Genomic DNA, 17,139 nt, shown 5'->3' with positions numbered 1-17,139 from the left:
CCATCTGTAAGGCCGTGCTAATTTGGCGTTCAAGAACGTTATTTCGCAAGCATTCATTAACGATGTTTAAGACCGCACCTCACACGTAACCAATACAATCACACCGGATGTCACAAGGGGATACGCATGCGACAAGACGAGCAACATTTGCGGTTTTTGGCAGAACACTTACTCAACTCCGGAGTCAGTGACATCGGCGAGCGCGAGCGCAATGCCCTAATGCGCATTTCGCGCCGATTACAGGCTAATCGCGCCAGTGATCACATTCCGGTTGAAGGCGTTACTTTTGGCGAGCGCCTTGCTGATCGTGTCGCTGAATTTGGTGGCTCGTGGACATTCATTAGCCTCTTTGGCTCTTTTTTAATTGGCTGGGCCGTCTTGAATACCGATGTACTACGAACCCACGCCTTTGACCCCTACCCTTATGTATTTCTCAACCTAATTCTGTCGATGCTTGCCGCAATACAGGCCCCGATCATTATGATGTCGCAAAACCGCCAAGCGGCTCGTGATCGCTTAACCATGATTCGCGACTTTGAGGTGAACCTTAAAGCCGAAGCGGCCGTGCAAGCCCTCAATCAGCGGGTGGAGCACCTGACTTGGAATATTTTGGCGGATTTGAATGAAGTAAAAAATCAGCTGAAAGCACAAAGCACCAAGCCAGAGCCGGAAAATTCGGCGCAATAAAAAACCCGCTCTTCGTGATTTACGAAAGCGGGTTTGAGCAGGACATTCCAAGTTTAGGCTTAGCGCTTTTTCGCCGCTTCGCTGCGCTCAATGGCAATTGCAATCAGATAATGCACCAAATCCCGGTCGTGCCCAATCACCTCAACGCAGGCCTGACGCAGGCGATCAACCAGAAACTTTTCTGGCGAATCGATGACGCGCTTGAAACGATTGTATTTGAATTTTGAATCGCCAACGATTTCTTCCAACTGCGCCAAACGCTCAGGCTGATTATTGCGCAAACGGTACAGCTTACTTTTGGCCGCCACTTTACGGTCGTGATTCGGACGCAAGATAACGTGCCAGTCTGCGGGTACTTCGGTTTTTACTTGCTCGGTCATCTTAAATCCTTCGTCATCCAGCCAATTCAATCCTCGATTATACGGCTAATTGCCCACCGACATTCAGAAACTCAGCCCCCGATCCACAAAAGGCTGTATCACAAACACTGGAAGAATTTACAACGCTAGACGGCTACAAAATCACGGTCGTAGAATAGCGTCAGGTTGATTACACCCGCCGCTTGCCCCGTTTCGGGAAGGTGAAGTAATCGCAATACTCAATTCTGAATCCTTGTTTCCCCGAGCGTTTCAGCAATGCAAGCACTGACCAATCGACGCTCGCATCACACAAGGATCTACCATGCGTAGCTATCTCGACGCCAAACTCATGGCGAAAACTCTGCGCGACGCCCTCGCGCAGAAAAACATCTCCCTCAGCCACAGCGAAACTTTAGAAATCATCGCGCAGCAATTTGGTTTTGCCGATTGGAATATTTTGGCGGCAAAAATCAACACTACCAACACCGTATCACCGGAAACAGATCTTCCTGCTGGCTGGACAATATGGGGTAATGCCGTCCAGTGCTACGACATGGGGATTGACTCCGCATTGATTCATAAGGGGCAGAAAGCAGCAATAATCCGCCGCAATAATGAACCCCTTCCCAGCGAAGTAGGGCAAGGCGGATTCGGTACACTGATGCAAACTTTTTCAGCCTTGGATTGGCGCAATAAGAAAATCGAGTTAAGGGCGGATCTGAAATCAGAAGCTGCAGACGCGGTGCAAATGTGGATGCGCATTGACGGCCCAGTAGGCTTGTTACGATTCGATAATATGGATTTTCGTCGAATCAAGGGCAACCAAGACTGGACCCCTGCGCGAATTGTTTTGGCTATTCCCGATAATGCTGTCACGGTTAATTTTGGTTTTTTCGTGATGGGAGATGGTACAGGCTGGGCCAGTGGCTTTAGTATCAATGAAGCGAATACTAACGAACCAGAAACCACAGGGATGGGTTACGAAGGTATTTTGGCCAAGCCCCAAAATCTCGACTTCGCGAATTAACCTCACATTACATCAAAAGAATAAGCCAGCTTTCGCTGGCTTATTTTTTTAGGTATTCCTTTGCAAATCTTTTAAATAAAGACTTGCATTAACATACCCCATTAACGCGGCAAGGTACTACTACCCATCAAGAACGCATCCACTTCACGCGCAGCTTGGCGGCCTTCGCGGATCGCCCACACCACTAGCGACTGACCACGGCGCACGTCACCGGCGGCGAAGACTTTGTCGACACTGGTTTGGTAACAACCCACGCCGTCCGTTGTCGCCTTGGCATTGCCACGCGCGTCTTTTTCAACGCCAAAGCTATCGAGCAGGCTCGCCACTGGATTGGTAAAGCCCATCGCCAAGAACACCAAATCGGCTTTCAGCTCGAACTCGCTGCCCGCAACTGGGGTAGGTTTACCGTCCACCCAATCCAAACGCACCAGTTTCACTGCTTTGAGCACGCCATTTTCGCCGACGAATTCTTGCGTTTGCACGGCGAAATCGCGTTCAACGCCCTCTTCGTGGCTGCTCGACGTACGCAGCTTCACTGGCCAGTACGGCCAAACGATGGATTTGTTTTCCTGCTCGGGCGGCATTGGCATTAGCTCAAGCTGAGTCACGCTCGCTGCGCCATGGCGGTTGCTGGTACCAACGCAATCGCTGCCGGTATCGCCGCCACCAATTACGACCACATGCTTGTCCTTGGCATTGATCGGGTTAGCTGCGCCACCGACGTTTTGCTTGTTTTGCGCGATCAGCAATTCCAACGCGAAATGCACGCCTTTGAGCTCACGCCCTGGCACTGGCAAATCGCGCGGCACTTCGGCGCCACCGGCCAAAATCACCGCATCGAAAGCTGCTTCAAGCTCAGCTGGCGTAACAACGGTTTTCGCATCATTCACGATACCTTTGGGTATATCTGCAGAACCAATTACAGTATTGGTTTTGAAGGCAATACCCTCAAACTGCATTTGCTCCAAACGGCGATCAATCACTTCGGCTTCGAGTTTGAAATCAGGAATCCCATAACGCAGCAGGCCACCCGCCGCATCGTTTTTCTCGAATACGGTCACCGAGTGACCCACGCGAGCAAGCTGCTGTGCAGCAGCCAGCCCCGCTGGACCCGAGCCAACAATGGCAACCTTCTTGCCCGTTTTGACTTTGGCTGGCTGTGGCATAACCCAGCCGTTTTCCCACGCTTTATCGATAATCGCGCGCTCGATGGATTTAATGCCAACCGGATCAGCATTAATACCCAGCGTACAGGCCGCTTCACACGGCGCAGGGCACACGCGGCCAGTAAACTCGGGGAAGTTATTGGTCGAATGCAATACAGTTAGCGCGTTTTGCCAATCTTGCTGGTACACCAGATCGTTAAAATCAGGGATCACATTATTGACTGGGCAGCCGTTATTGCAGAATGGAATACCGCAATCCATGCAGCGCGCACCTTGCAATTTCGCAGCCGCATCGTCGAGCGCAGGCACAAATTCGCGGTAGTGTTTCAGGCGTTGCGCAACGGGCTCGTAGCTGTCTTTGACGCGTTCAATTTCTAGAAAACCTGTTGGCTTACCCATTATGCGATCTCCTTCTGCGCTGCGGCGTTCACGGTATTTGCTGCAGCCATTTCCTTCAATGCACGGCGATATTCGTTCGGGAATACTTTGACGAAAGCGGCGCGGCTTGCTGGCCAACCTGCCAGAATCTCGGCGGCGCGGACGCTGCCGGTTAAGGCCGCGTGTTTTTCGATCAAGGCTTTCAGTTGCACTTCATCCGCCACGCCATTGTGGAATGGTTGCTCTTGGGTTTCGCTCGCCACAACCTGCTCCAGCGCCACTTGCGCCATATTGCAGCGACCCGCAAATAGACCTTCTGGATCGTAAACGTATGCAATACCACCTGACATACCTGCAGCGAAGTTGCGTCCCGTGTTGCCCAGCACCACGACAGTGCCACCGGTCATGTATTCACAACCATGGTCACCTAGGCCTTCCACGACCGCTGTCGCACCTGAGTTTCGCACCGCGAAACGCTCGCCGCCGACACCAGCAAAGAACGCTTCACCCGCGATCGCGCCAAACAGCACGGTATTGCCAACAATGATGTTTTCCCACGTTTTACCGACAAAGCTCGCATTGGGGCGAATCACAATTCGGCCACCCGACAAGCCTTTACCGACGTAATCGTTGCCTTCGCCAGTCAGCGTAATCGTGATACCCCGGGCGAGGAATGCCCCGAAGCTCTGACCTGCCGTGCCTTGCAGCGCGATACGTAGCGTATCTTCCGGCAAACCAGCATGGCCATAACGACGCGCCACTTCACCGGACAGCATCGCACCCACGGTACGGTTGATGTTTTTCACTGGCTGGCTGATTTGCGTTACTTCACCACGCTCCAGCGCTGGCGCAGCTTGTTTGATCAGCTCTTGGTCTAGTGCTTTATTCAGGCCGTGGTCTTGCACTTCAGCATGCAGGCGAGCCACCTCAGCCGGTGCGCTTGGCTGGTAGAAAATCTTGCTAAAATCGAGGCCCTTGGCTTTCCAGTGCTCAACACCAGCTTGTTTGTCGAGCAGATCAGAGCGGCCAATCAGATCGTCAAACTTGCGAATCCCCATTTGCGCCATGATTTGGCGCGCTTCTTCGGCCACAAAGAAGAAGTAATTCACCACATGCTCAGGCTGACCTGAGAAGCGCTGACGCAACACTGGATCTTGTGTCGCCACGCCGACTGGGCAGGTATTGAGGTGACACTTGCGCATCATGATACAACCCTCAACCACCAGCGGCGCAGTCGCAAAGCCAAACTCATCGGCACCGAGCAGTGCGCCAATCACGACGTCTCGACCGGTTTTCATTTGGCCATCAACCTGCACGCGAATCCGGCCGCGTAGCTTATTCAGCACCAGCGTTTGCTGGGTTTCAGCCAAACCGAGTTCCCACGGCCCGCCAGCGTGTTTGATCGACGATTGTGGCGAAGCGCCTGTACCGCCATCATGACCCGCAATCACCAAGTGATCAGCTTTAGCCTTGGAAACACCTGCGGCCACCGTGCCCACACCGACTTCGGCAACCAGCTTGACCGAAATTGAGGCAACAGGGTTGACGTTTTTCAAGTCGTGAATCAGCTGCGCCAAGTCTTCGATCGAGTAAATATCGTGATGTGGCGGCGGCGAAATCAGGCCAACACCCGGTACAGAGTGACGCAATTTACCGATGTATTCGGAAACCTTATGACCAGGCAATTGACCGCCTTCACCCGGTTTTGCACCTTGCGCCATCTTGATCTGGATTTGATCGGCATTAACTAGGTATTCAGTCGTCACCCCAAAGCGACCTGAAGCAACCTGCTTAATCGCTGAGCGCAGGCTATCGCCCTCTTTAAACGTATAGTCGCGCTCAATGCGGTTTTTACCGATCACTTCCGACAATGTTTGACCTGCTTGCAGCGGTTTAAAACGAGTCGCGTCTTCACCACCTTCACCAGTATTCGATTTGCCGCCAATGCGGTTCATCGCAATCGCCAGCGTTGAATGTGCTTCGGTAGAAATCGAACCAAGCGACATCGCGCCAGTGGCAAAGCGTTTCACAATGTCAGCAGCTGATTCAACTTCTTCCAGCGGCACTGGCGCGCCAGCCGATTTAATCTCAAACAAGCCACGCAAAGTCAGGTGACGTTTGCTCTGATCGTTAATCAGCGCGGCGTATTCTTTGTACGTTGAGTACGAATTGCTGCGCGTTGCGTGTTGCAGCTTGGCAATCGAATCTGGCGTCCACAAATGATCTTCGCCGCGCGTACGGAAGGCATATTCACCACCTGCGTCGAGCATATTGGCCAGCACTGGGTCGCTACCAAACGCTGCGGTATGCAAACGCACCGCTTCTTCGGCCACTTCAAACAGGCCGATACCCTCGACATTGCTCGCTGTGCCGGTGAAGTATTTCTTCACGAAGGCTTTTTGTAGACCGATCGCCTCGAAAATCTGCGCGCCGGTGTAGGACATATACGTCGAAATACCCATCTTCGACATCACTTTGAGCAAGCCTTTGCCGACGCCTTTGATGAAGTTTTTCTGGTATTTGCTCGCCAGTTCAGCATCCCCGTCGGCCAAATCAGCCAAGGTCGCGAGCGTCAGGTATGGGTACACCGCTTCTGCACCGTAGCCGCCGAGTAAGGCAAAGTGGTGCGTTTCACGCGCCGAGCCAGTTTCAACCACCAAACCGGTGCTAGTACGCAGGCCGCGTTTCACCAGATGCTGATGCACCGCAGAAGTCGCCAGCAGCGCAGGGATCGCCACGTGTTCAGCGTCCATTTTGCGATCTGACACTATCAGGATATTTGCGCCGGATTTCACGGCATCTTCTGCTTCAGCCACGAGCGAGGCCAAACGCGCTTCAACGCCGTTTTTGCCCCACGCCGCTGGGTAACAAATATCGAGTTCGTGCGAGTAGAACTTACCGCTGGTGTATTGGCCGATATTGCGGATTTTTTCGAACTGCTTAGTGCTTAAAATTGGCTGCGCCACTTCCAGACGAATTGGTGGGTTGATATCGGTCGTGCCGAGCAGGTTCGGTTTCGGGCCGATGAAGGACACCAGCGACATCACCATATCTTCGCGAATCGGGTCGATTGGCGGATTGGTCACCTGCGCGAACAACTGCTTAAAGTAGTTGTATAGCGGCTTGTCTTTGCGCGACAGCACGGTCAACGACGCGTCGTTGCCCATCGAGCCGGTGGGCTCTTCGCCACTCTTGGCCATTGGCTCAAGAATAAATTTGATGTCTTCTTGCGTGTAGCCAAACGCTTGCTGCAAATCGAGCAAATTACTTGCTGGTTGCGCGCTAGCGACATCTTCAGATTCGATATCGTCGAGCTTAACGCGAATTTTCTCAATCCATTCGCGGTAGGGCTTAGCATTCGAGAGGCTGTCTTTCAGCTCTTTGTCGTCAATAATCCGGCCTTGTTCCAAGTCGATCAGGAACATTTTGCCCGGTTGTAGGCGCCATTTTTTATTGATGCGATCTTCTGAAATGGGCAATACGCCAGATTCAGATGCCATCACGACCAGATCGTCGTTCGTGACGAGATAACGTGCTGGACGCAGGCCATTACGGTCGAGCGTCGCGCCGATCTGGCGACCATCGGTGAACGCCACGGCGGCTGGGCCATCCCATGGCTCCATCATTGCAGCGTGGTATTCGTAGAAGGCGCGACGTTTTTCGTCCATTTCGCCGTTCTTTTCCCACGCTTCAGGGATCATCATCATCATCGCTTGCGCGAGTGAATAACCTCCCATCACCAACAATTCGAGCGCATTATCAAATGATGCCGAGTCAGACTGATTTGGATAAATCAGCGGCCAGATTTTATCGATATCTTTGCCGAGCACAGGCGAGCTAATCGCTTTCTCACGGGCACGAATCCAGTTCACATTGCCGCGCAGTGTATTGATCTCGCCGTTGTGTGCGATATAGCGGAATGGATGCGCCAAATCCCAAGTTGGGAACGTATTGGTCGAGAAGCGTTGATGCACCAAGGCCAGCGCAGAGATACAGGCAGGGTCTTGCAGATCGAGGTAGTACTCACCCACTTGATCAGCGAGCAGCAAGCCTTTGTAGTTCAGCGTACGTGCCGAGCAAGACGGAATGTAATACTCGCCGCCGTGTTTGAGTTTCAGTGCGCGAATCGCGTGCGAAGCGCGTTTGCGGATAATGTAGAGTTTGCGCTCTAGCGCATCGGTAACGAGTACATCGTTACCGCGACCAATAAACAACTGACGAATCACTGGCTCAGTGGCTTTAATCAGCGGTGACATCGGCATTTCGCGATTCACCGGCACATCGCGCCAGCCTAAAACGACTTGCTTTTCCGCACGGGCCGCGCGCTCGATTTCTTCTTCACAGGCAGCACGGGCGGCAGGCTCTTGCGGCAGAAAACACATCGCCACGCCATAGTCGCCGACGGGCGGCAAGACAATACCCTGGGTGAGCATTTCTCTGCGCAGCAACGCATCAGGGATCTGGATTAAGATACCTGCACCATCGCCCGCCAATGCGTCAGCACCAACGGCGCCACGGTGATCGATGTTTTTTAGAATTTGTAAGCCTTGCTCGATAATGCTATGGCTTTTTTGACCTTTGATATGGGCTACAAAGCCCACACCACAGGCATCGTGTTCGTTCGCCGGGTCATACATGCCCTGCGCGTCTGGTCGCTGTTCTAACATCCGCTCGTTTCCTCTCTGCAGTCACTATGCACATCCTCGGTAGACGTGCCACTCGCAACACTATCGTCAGTAGAAAAGCAGTTTGCCAGAAAGTTGGGAAGTCAATTAGGGAAATTCACGAAAATTTAATCCAAGTCAGAGCCAATTTGCAGGAAAAGCGGCTCTGCCAGATCAATTCAGCGGATAAAAATGGCGCTCATGTCGTATAAATCATCAACACCAAGATCAGATTGCGCGTAGCTTAGACCAGCCAGTCGCGATGCGGCAGAAAATCGCTGTACAACGCTGCCTCAGGGCTACCTGCTTCGGGGTGATAATCATAGCGCCAGTTAGCCACCGGGGGCATCGACATCAGGATAGATTCGGTACGCCCGCCCGATTGCAGACCAAACAGTGTTCCGCGGTCCCACACCAGATTAAATTCGACGTAACGGCCACGGCGGTAAGCCTGCCAATCGCGTTCGCGCTCGCCGTATTCACAATCGCGCCGACGCTCAACAATCGGCGTATAGGCTTTTAAAAATGCATCGCCCACCGACTGCATCATCGCGAGCGAGCCATCAAAACCCAACTCAGAAAAATCGTCAAAGAAAATACCGCCCACACCCCGTGCTTCATTGCGATGCTTGAGGAAGAAATATTTATCGCACCAATCTTTGAATTTCGGGTACAGCTCGTCACCAAACGGCTCGAGTGCGTCTTTGCAGCTTTGATGGAAATGTTTCGCATCTTCTACGTGACCGTAATATGGGGTTAAATCCATACCACCACCAAACCAAAACACCGGTTCAGCATCACTGCCTTCAGCAGGCTTGGCGATGAAAAAGCGCACATTCATATGCACGGTTGGGATATAGGGATTGCGCGGGTGCAGCACCAGTGACACCCCCATCGCTTCCCACGCGCGGCCCGCCAATTCAGGGCGATGCGCGCTGGCCGATGGCGGCAGTTGTGCACCCATCACATGCGAGAAATTCACTCCACCACGCTCAAATAGATTGCCGCCTTCGATTAAACGACTAATCCCACCGCCGCCTTCGGGGCGATTCCAGCTATCGGTGCGAAAGCACTGGCCATCCAGATTTTCCAGCGTGGCCACAATGTTTTGCTGCAAGGTCAGCAAATAGTCTTTCACGGCAGTGATATTCATAGCGTCATCCTAGGCAACAAGCAAAGTGGCTGCATCATACCTGCCGCCTCGTTTGCGCTCCAGCCTTGTGCTGTTGTACAAAAAAATGAAGCCCCGTATCGCTCGCAAATCAAACCCCGATTTAGCCCGCATCACCATACCATGCTTAGTATTTTGAATACCCCTTCTTTCTGATTGCCTATTTTTTAGTCAGACGGTACAATCCGCGCCTTCCCTGATTTCCCTGTGAATAGCGCCCGATAAATCGGCCCGAAAGATGCTTCTTTCCTGACGTTTTGTTGTGCACCCCGACTATGCAAATTGGCCCCTATCAGCTCAAAAATAATCTGATCGTCGCGCCGATGGCGGGGGTGACAGATAAGCCATTTCGCCAGCTTTGCAAAAAGTTTGGCGCGGGTCATGCTGTTTCGGAAATGATCACCAGCGATCAATCACTGCGTGCGGCAAAAAAATCACTCAATCGCGCCAATTTTGACGGCGAACTCGCGCCGATTTCGGCGCAAATTGCGGGCTCTGATCCCGCTGCGCTCGCTGAAGCCGCGCGCTACCAAGTCGCCAATGGCGCGCAGATTATCGACATCAATATGGGCTGCCCAGTCAAAAAGGTCTGCAATAAGCTCGCCGGCTCGGCGCTATTGCAAGATGAAAAGCTGGTGGGCGAAATTCTCGACGCTGTAGTCGATGCGGTTGAAGTCCCCGTTACACTCAAAACGCGGCTTGGCTTTGCCAATGGCGCTGAAAATATCATCCGTGTCGCCCAACGTGCCGAGCAAGCTGGCATTGCCGCGCTGGCGATTCATGGCCGCACACGCGAAGACATGTACAACGGCAACGCGCGCTATGAGCTCATTCGCGCCGTCAAAAATACAATTTCAATTCCGGTGATCGCCAACGGCGACATCGATAGCCCGCAAAAAGCGGCGCATGTCCTCAGCACCACCGGTGCAGACGCCATTATGATCGGCCGCGCAGCGCAAGGCCGCCCGTGGATTTTCCGCGAAATTTCGCACTACCTTGCCACGGGTGAAGAACTCCCCGCGCCGCAAGTCACTGAAATTCGCGATGTACTCCTTGGGCACTTAGACGATTTATATGCCTTTTACGGTGAATACTCGGGCTGTCGCATCGCCCGCAAGCATATCGCTTGGTACACCAAAGGCCTACACGGCAGTAATGAATTTCGGCAGGCGATGTATGCCGAGGACAGCACCGCGGGGCAAGCGGCTTTTACCCGCCAGTTTTTTGACCATTTGCTGCAGTTTGGTGACCGATTGCAATACAACTCAGATTTGCAACATCAAGGCGCGCTCAACGCGCAATAAAAACAAAAATAGGAAGTTTTATGAATGCATCCACCGATGTGATTGCAATCGCGATTAAAGAATCGCTGGCGCAATACTTCAACGATCTTGATGGCGAACCACCTAGCGCCCTGTACGACATGGTACTAGGCCGCATGGAAAAGCCATTATTGATCGAAGTACTGGAACGGGTTGGGGGTAATCAAACCCAAGCCGCAGAAATGCTGGGCATTAACCGCAATACCCTGCGCAAAAAATTACAGACCTACGATTTACTTTAATTAGTAAATCGCCTTTTTTAAGTAGTTTGATCTTTTTAGGAAAGACGATGAGCAAAATCACTCGTGCGCTAATTAGCGTATCTGACAAAACTGGTGTTCTTGAATTTGCCCAAGCGCTGGCTGCGCAAGGCGTTGAAATTCTCTCAACGGGCGGTACCGCTAAATTGTTCGCCGACAACGGCGTTCCGGTAATCGAAGTGGCAGATTACACTGGCTTTCCTGAAATGCTCGACGGCCGCGTAAAAACGCTGCACCCAAAAATCCACGGCGGCATCTTGGGCCGTCGCGATTTGGACAGCCACGTTGACACGATGAAAGAGCACGGCATCGGCAATATCGATTTGGTGTGCGTGAACTTGTACCCATTCGAAGCGACCATCGCCAAGCCAAACTGCAGCTACGAAGATGCAATCGAAAACATCGACATCGGCGGCCCAGCGATGGTGCGCTCAGCTGCGAAAAACCACGCTCACGTCGCCATCGTCACTGACGCAGCCGACTACAGCGATTTGATCGCTGAAATGCAAGCCAACGACGGTGCTCTGACTTTGGCAACGCGCAAAAACTTGGCGAAAAAAGCCTTCAGCCACACTGCGGCTTACGATGGCGCGATTTCTAACTACCTAACTGCTTTGACTGCCGACGGCGAAAAAGCGGCTTACCCAACCCGCCTGAACTTGCAGTTCGAAAAAGTGCAAGACATGCGTTACGGCGAAAACCCACACCAATCGGCTGCGTTCTACCGCGACCTTGACCCAGCAGCGGGCAGCTTGGCGAACTACAAGCAATACCAAGGCAAAGAGCTGTCATACAACAACATCGCCGACTCGGATGCCGCGTGGGAATGCGTGAAGCAATTTGAAGAGCCAGCCTGTGTAATCGTAAAACACGCCAACCCATGTGGCGTGGCAGTTGCGAAAGATTTGTATACCGCGTATCGCACCGCCTTCACCACCGACACCACCAGCGCTTTCGGCGGCATTATTGCGTTTAACAAGGTTGTTGACGTTGACACACTTGAAGCTGTTTCGGCGCAGTTCCTCGAAGTACTGATTGCGCCGGGCTACACACCAGAAGCGCTGGCACTCGTGGCGAAAAAACAAAACGTGCGCGTACTCGAAGTGGCCATCGAAAGCGGCGAAAACCGTTTCGATCTGAAACGTGTTGGCGGTGGTTTGCTGGTACAAACCCCAGACGTTCACGCTTTGACTTTGGCCGACTTGAAAGTCGTGACCAAACTGCACCCGAACGATCAGCAATTGAAAGACCTGCTGTTCGCGTGGAACGTGGCGAAATTCGTTAAATCAAACGCGATTGTATTCTGCGGTAAAGGCCAAACGCTCGGCATTGGCGCGGGCCAAATGAGCCGTGTGGATTCAACCAAAATCGCCGCGATTAAAGCTCGCAGCGCGGGTCTGGAATTGCGCGGTTCAGTCGCGGCATCAGACGCCTTCTTCCCGTTCCGTGACGGCGTGGATGTGATCGCAGAAAACGGTGTATCGGCGATTATCCAGCCAGGTGGCTCATTGCGTGATGAAGAAGTAATTGCGGCAGCAGATGAACACGGCATTGCGATGGTGATGACGGGCATTCGTCACTTCCGTCACTAAACACACGGCTGCGATGCGTCTGGACATCGTCATCTGATCGCTCGTGTACTTGATGTACACATCGCAATCCGATGCCTTGCCCATCCGACTCTCGCTCGCTAATTGATTTGCTGTTATGTGCATTCTTGGCTGCGCGCCGCGCTGGCTTTGTCGCCATGCCACTCACTCAGCAATAGCACTGCATGGAGCCCGATTCGTCGGGCTTCATATTTCACCCCGTGTCAGTTTTTACTTTGTGTCACCTGTTTCAAATGCGCCCTGTAGTAAAATAGGCGTGCCGTCATAGATGAAACCCTTAAAAACTAGATGTATATCGCTACAGCGTAATTTCAAATTGCCCTGCATCGATATACCTTTAATGGAAACTATGTATGTTCAAAAAAATGTATGCACTGTTGGCACTATGTGCCACGCTTGCCCTGCCTGCTCAAGCCGTTGATTGTGACAGTTGGGTATGGGGCTTTGATGCCGCCTGTTCGCACATCAAAGGGACGTGGAATGAAGGGACCGGCGGTCTGTATTTAACTGGCTACGCCTGGCATAACCGTTCTAAATATGATGCCGACAAAATCGATAATTTCAATGAATTTGCTTATGGTGGTGGCTTGGGCTATCACCGCCCTACCGGCAACAAAAACGAAGAAATGATCTATACCATCGCGTTTGCTGACTCACACGAAGAGCCGCAAATTCACGCCGGTTATGCCTATATGTGGTATTGGGATGTCGTGGGCCCATTACGCGCGGGCGCTGGCTGGACGGGCGGGGTGTTCTTCCGCAATGCTGATTTTAATTACATGCCGATGCCATTTGTATTGCCCATGCTGGGCTTTAAGTACGATAAAACCAATTTTTATGCCACCTATATCCCTGGCGGCCGTAATAACGGCAATGTGCTGTTTCTGTTTTCCCGTTTTGATTATTAATCGTGTGCCACTGGCTTAAGCCACGACCCCGCTTTTCTGATTTGGAGTGATCGATATGAATATTTTAGTCATTGGCTCAGGTGGCCGCGAACATGCTTTGGCCTGGAAACTGGCACAATCACCACGTGCAGCCAAAGTATTCGTCGCACCAGGTAATGCGGGTACCGCACTCGACAAAAACCTCACTAACGTCAATATCACTGACATTCCTGCTTTGGTTGAATTTGCCAAGACCGAAAACATCGCGCTGACCGTCGTTGGCCCTGAAGCACCATTATCACAAGGTGTAGTAGATGCGTTCCGCGCTGCGGGTCTGAAAATCTTCGGTCCAACGCAAGCCGGCGCACAACTTGAATCATCGAAAGACTTTGCCAAAGCGTTTATGAAACGCCACGGCATTCCAACGGCCGATTACGAAACCTTTGCCGATGCAGCCAAAGCGCACGCCTACATCGACGCCAAAGGCGCGCCGATTGTGATCAAAGCCGATGGCTTGGCGGCGGGTAAAGGCGTCGTTGTGGCAATGACCTTGACCGAAGCGCATGACGCGGTTGATGCGATGTTGTCCGATAACAAGCTCGGCGACGCTGGTGCGCGCGTGGTGATTGAAGAATTTCTGACCGGCGAAGAAGCCAGTTTCATCGTCATGGTCGACGGTAAAAACGTGTTGGCGATGGCCTCTAGCCAAGACCACAAACGCTTACTTGATGCTGACGAAGGCCCGAACACCGGGGGTATGGGCGCGTACAGCCCAGCACCAGTGGTTACGCCAGAGATACATGCCAGAGCATTGCGTGAAGTCATTATCCCGACCGTGCAAGGTATGGCCAAAGACGGCATCACTTACACCGGCTTTTTATACGCCGGCTTGATGGTCTCGGAAGACGGCTCACTGAAAACACTGGAATTTAACTGCCGTTTTGGCGACCCAGAAACCCAGCCGATTATGCTGCGTCTGAAATCTGATTTCGTCACGCTGATCGAACACGGCGTGAACGGCACGCTTGATCAAGTGGAATGCGAATGGGATCGTCGCGTAGCACTAGGCATTGTACTGGCGGCAGCTAATTACCCAGAAACCCCACGCAAAGGCGACGTGATTACTGGCCTGCCGGGCGAACTGGAAGACGGTCATGTATTCCACGCGGGCACGGCACTGAATGCAGATGGCCAGCCAGTTACCAGCGGCGGCCGCGTACTGTGTGTGACGGCATTTGGCGATAGCTATAAAATCGCCCAAAAACGAGCATATGAGATTCTGGATGGCATCCATTTTGATGGTATGCAATACCGGAGCGATATCGCGTGGCGTGCCATTAATCGCAAATAACATCGCAGCTCAGGGTAAATTCAAACAAGCGGCTTCGGCCGCTTTTTTTATATGGCCCCGCCAAGTGATCAAATTAAAGATTGTTAATCCAGATCAAATGGGTAATAAATAGGATTGATTTTCACTACCGCGAGGGGGATGATTTGCAGACTTAATGCAAATCAGTCTCGTTAATCATGAATTTAGCTCAAACGCCTCTCGGCCAAATGGTACGAGTCAATGCTCTTCATCTACCAGCAGAATTAGCACAACGCCTCGCCGCCTTGGGCTTACGTCTAGAAAGTGAAGTCACGGTACTACGCCGTGGCTGGCTTGGTGGGCCTTTGCAATTGCGCGTAGGCGGCACCGAGCTAATGCTACGCCGCGATGCAGCCCAAGGTATTGAAGTGACCGTATTACCCAGCATGGCACTTAACGAATCGAGCGTGGCTGAGGTTGCGGCATGAAACGTATCGCCTTGGTTGGCATGCCTAATACCGGCAAATCTACATTATTCAATCGTCTGACGGGTGGCACGACGCGGGTTGCCAATTGGCCGGGACTCACCGTTGAGCTGGCATCGAGCCGCATTTTGCTTGGCGCCAATATGGTTCAGGTGTTTGACCTACCCGGTATCTATGATCTGACCGGTGGCGCCGAAGATGAGCAAGTCGCACAACGCTTTTTAAGCGAGGCCAAACTTGATGCCGTCGTATTGGTACTCAATGCCTGCCAACTTGATCGCCAATTGGCTTTGGCATTACAGTTAAAAGCACTGGGCGCACCGTTAGTGTTATGCCTGAATATGCTCGACGAAGCCAAACGTGCAGGCATTAGCGTGGATGTGGCCGCACTCAGCGAAGCTTTAGCGGCCCCCGTACAATTAGTCAGTGCCAAATACGGCCAAGGGCTCCCTGAATGTAAAAAAGCGATTGAGGGTATATTCAGCCAAAGCGCGCATCAAATGGACTTTGGCAATATACCTGAGGCATCAACCCTACATCAGCAAGAAAAACACTTATTCCAGCGCTGCGTACACCAGCCCCCAACCCTCACCGAAGGCGCAACCGCCCGGCTTGATCGACTGGTACTCCATCCGTGGTTGGGTTTACCGCTATTTATCCTGATGATGTTAGCGCTATTTCAACTGACCTATGCCATCGGTACACCATTGCAGGATTACCTTGAAGCGGGCTTGGGTTGGCTAAAAGAAAGCGTACTGGTTCCCGCGACGGCGGCACTCCCCTCATTCTGGCAAGGCATTATTGTGAGCGGCCTATTTGATGGGGTAACTACGGTACTCACCTTTGCGCCTATCATTTTCTTATTTTTCTGCCTGATGGCAGTCATTGAAGACTCCGGCTATTTTGCCCGCGCCGCATTTATGATGGATGGCGTGATGAGCCGAATGGGCTTGGATGGCCGTGGCTTTGTGATGCTGATGATGGGCTTTGGCTGCAATGTTCCTGCGATTATGGGCACCCGCGTCATTCGGGATCACAAAGCACGTCTGCTCACAATGCTGACGATTCCATTTTCGCTCTGCTCCGCGCGATTGCAGATTTTCCTATTCCTGAGCGGCGCATTGTTTAGCCCCACGCAAGCACCTTGGGTGGTCTTGTCATTGTATCTGGCAAGTATTCTGATCGCCATGCTGACCGCAGTGCTGTTCAAATCAAAATTCAAATCCAATGAGCCGTTTGCGCTGGAGCTGCCACCGTATCGCCTCCCCTTGCTCAATCATATTTGGCGCCGCGGCTGGGGGGAAGCACGCGACTTTCTACGGCTAGCCACCACCATGATCGTGGTGGGCGTGGTATTAGTTTGGCTACTCACCAATTACCCCAACCCAGAGCATAGCTACGCCGAGGTGATTTCAAACTTTTTGGCACCGGTTTTGAACCCAATCGGGATTGAATCGACTTTGTCGATTGCTCTGATCTTCGGTTTTGTTGCCAAAGAAGTGGTTTTGGGGGCGCTATCAGTCATTACTGGGCACGAAGGCCAAGCGTTGGCAAGCCAGCTGGCACACACGCTTGATCCAGTTTCTGCGTACAGCTTTATGTTGTTTTCGCTGATTTACATCCCTTGCGTGTCGGCCATTGCCGCCATCAAGAAAGAATCTAAATCCAATTTGTATACTGCGTTTTCGATGACTTGGTCACTGGGTTTGGCGTGGATGGTGTCGTTCATCTTTTATCAATCAGCTCGTTTACTCGGTTTTTAACCTGCATAAATGCAAAAAGCCTCCAGCCATGACTGGGGGCTTTTCTTTGCC

At 52.3% G+C, this 17,139-nt stretch carries 13 protein-coding genes; 9 read left to right on the top strand and 4 right to left on the bottom strand.

What is annotated here, in order from left to right:
* Positions 1 to 126 precede the first annotated feature (126 nt).
* Positions 127 to 687, top strand: a complete 561-nt coding sequence (locus HZU75_RS10220; protein WP_180305992.1) for a DUF1003 domain-containing protein — start codon at positions 127 to 129, stop codon at positions 685 to 687.
* A gap of 59 nt (positions 688 to 746) precedes the next feature.
* On the opposite strand, the gene HZU75_RS10215 is transcribed toward HZU75_RS10220, so the two are convergent.
* Positions 747 to 1,067 (bottom strand): hypothetical protein, encoded by a 321-nt coding sequence (locus HZU75_RS10215; RefSeq protein ID WP_180305991.1) that lies wholly within the window; start codon positions 1,065 to 1,067, stop codon positions 747 to 749.
* A 301-nt stretch (positions 1,068 to 1,368) separates the two neighbouring features.
* On the opposite strand from HZU75_RS10215, the gene HZU75_RS10210 reads away from it, so the two are divergent.
* The gene (locus tag HZU75_RS10210; protein ID WP_228028022.1) at positions 1,369 to 2,073 is read left to right on the top strand and encodes a glyoxalase superfamily protein; all 705 of its coding nucleotides are present in this window, start codon (positions 1,369 to 1,371) and stop codon (positions 2,071 to 2,073) included.
* A gap of 101 nt (positions 2,074 to 2,174) precedes the next feature.
* Here HZU75_RS10210 and HZU75_RS10205 read toward each other — a convergent pair whose 3' ends face one another.
* From HZU75_RS10205 to hemF, 3 genes are all read right to left on the bottom strand, one after another.
* Entirely contained in the window at positions 2,175 to 3,638 is a 1,464-nt protein-coding gene (locus HZU75_RS10205; protein WP_180305989.1) for a glutamate synthase subunit beta, read from the bottom strand.
* Complete coding sequence (gltB, locus tag HZU75_RS10200; protein WP_180305988.1) at positions 3,638 to 8,284, bottom strand: glutamate synthase large subunit; 4,647 nt, start codon at positions 8,282 to 8,284, stop codon at positions 3,638 to 3,640. The genes HZU75_RS10205 and gltB overlap by 1 nt, the downstream gene beginning before the upstream one ends.
* 241 nt (positions 8,285 to 8,525) lie before the next feature.
* On the bottom strand, positions 8,526 to 9,434 hold the full coding sequence (gene hemF, locus HZU75_RS10195; RefSeq protein WP_180305987.1) for an oxygen-dependent coproporphyrinogen oxidase: 909 nt from the start codon (positions 9,432 to 9,434) through the stop codon (positions 8,526 to 8,528).
* 293 nt (positions 9,435 to 9,727) lie between these two features.
* Here hemF and dusB point away from each other — a divergent pair, with 293 nt between their 5' ends.
* The 7 genes from dusB (at position 9,728) to feoB (ending at position 17,088) form a co-directional block, all read left to right on the top strand.
* Complete coding sequence (gene dusB, locus HZU75_RS10190; RefSeq protein ID WP_180305986.1) at positions 9,728 to 10,756, top strand: tRNA dihydrouridine synthase DusB; 1,029 nt, start codon at positions 9,728 to 9,730, stop codon at positions 10,754 to 10,756.
* Positions 10,757 to 10,776: 20 nt separating this feature from the next.
* Positions 10,777 to 11,016: a helix-turn-helix domain-containing protein gene (locus tag HZU75_RS10185; protein WP_180305985.1), complete on the top strand. Its 240-nt coding sequence runs from the start codon at positions 10,777 to 10,779 to the stop codon at positions 11,014 to 11,016.
* 47 nt (positions 11,017 to 11,063) lie between these two features.
* The gene (gene purH / locus HZU75_RS10180) at positions 11,064 to 12,626 is read left to right on the top strand and encodes a bifunctional phosphoribosylaminoimidazolecarboxamide formyltransferase/IMP cyclohydrolase (protein ID WP_180305984.1); all 1,563 of its coding nucleotides are present in this window, start codon (positions 11,064 to 11,066) and stop codon (positions 12,624 to 12,626) included.
* Positions 12,627 to 12,997: 371 nt separating this feature from the next.
* Positions 12,998 to 13,552 (top strand): lipid IV(A) palmitoyltransferase PagP, encoded by a 555-nt coding sequence (gene pagP, locus HZU75_RS10175; protein WP_180305983.1) that lies wholly within the window; start codon positions 12,998 to 13,000, stop codon positions 13,550 to 13,552.
* A 55-nt stretch (positions 13,553 to 13,607) separates the two neighbouring features.
* Entirely contained in the window at positions 13,608 to 14,882 is a 1,275-nt protein-coding gene (gene purD / locus HZU75_RS10170) for a phosphoribosylamine--glycine ligase (RefSeq protein WP_180305982.1), read from the top strand.
* A 176-nt stretch (positions 14,883 to 15,058) separates the two neighbouring features.
* Positions 15,059 to 15,328, top strand: coding sequence for a FeoA family protein (locus HZU75_RS10165; RefSeq protein WP_180305981.1), 270 nt, complete (start codon positions 15,059 to 15,061; stop codon positions 15,326 to 15,328).
* A complete protein-coding gene (gene feoB / locus HZU75_RS10160; protein ID WP_180305980.1) occupies positions 15,325 to 17,088 on the top strand; it encodes a ferrous iron transport protein B in 1,764 nt (587 codons plus the stop codon). The genes HZU75_RS10165 and feoB overlap by 4 nt, the downstream gene beginning before the upstream one ends.
* Positions 17,089 to 17,139 lie beyond the last annotated feature (51 nt).

Origin of the sequence: Chitinibacter fontanus, assembly GCF_013423785.1 — a bacterium.
In the GTDB taxonomy this organism is placed as follows: domain Bacteria; phylum Pseudomonadota; class Gammaproteobacteria; order Burkholderiales; family Chitinibacteraceae; genus Chitinibacter; species Chitinibacter fontanus.
This window is presented reverse-complemented; position numbering and strand designations above follow the sequence as displayed.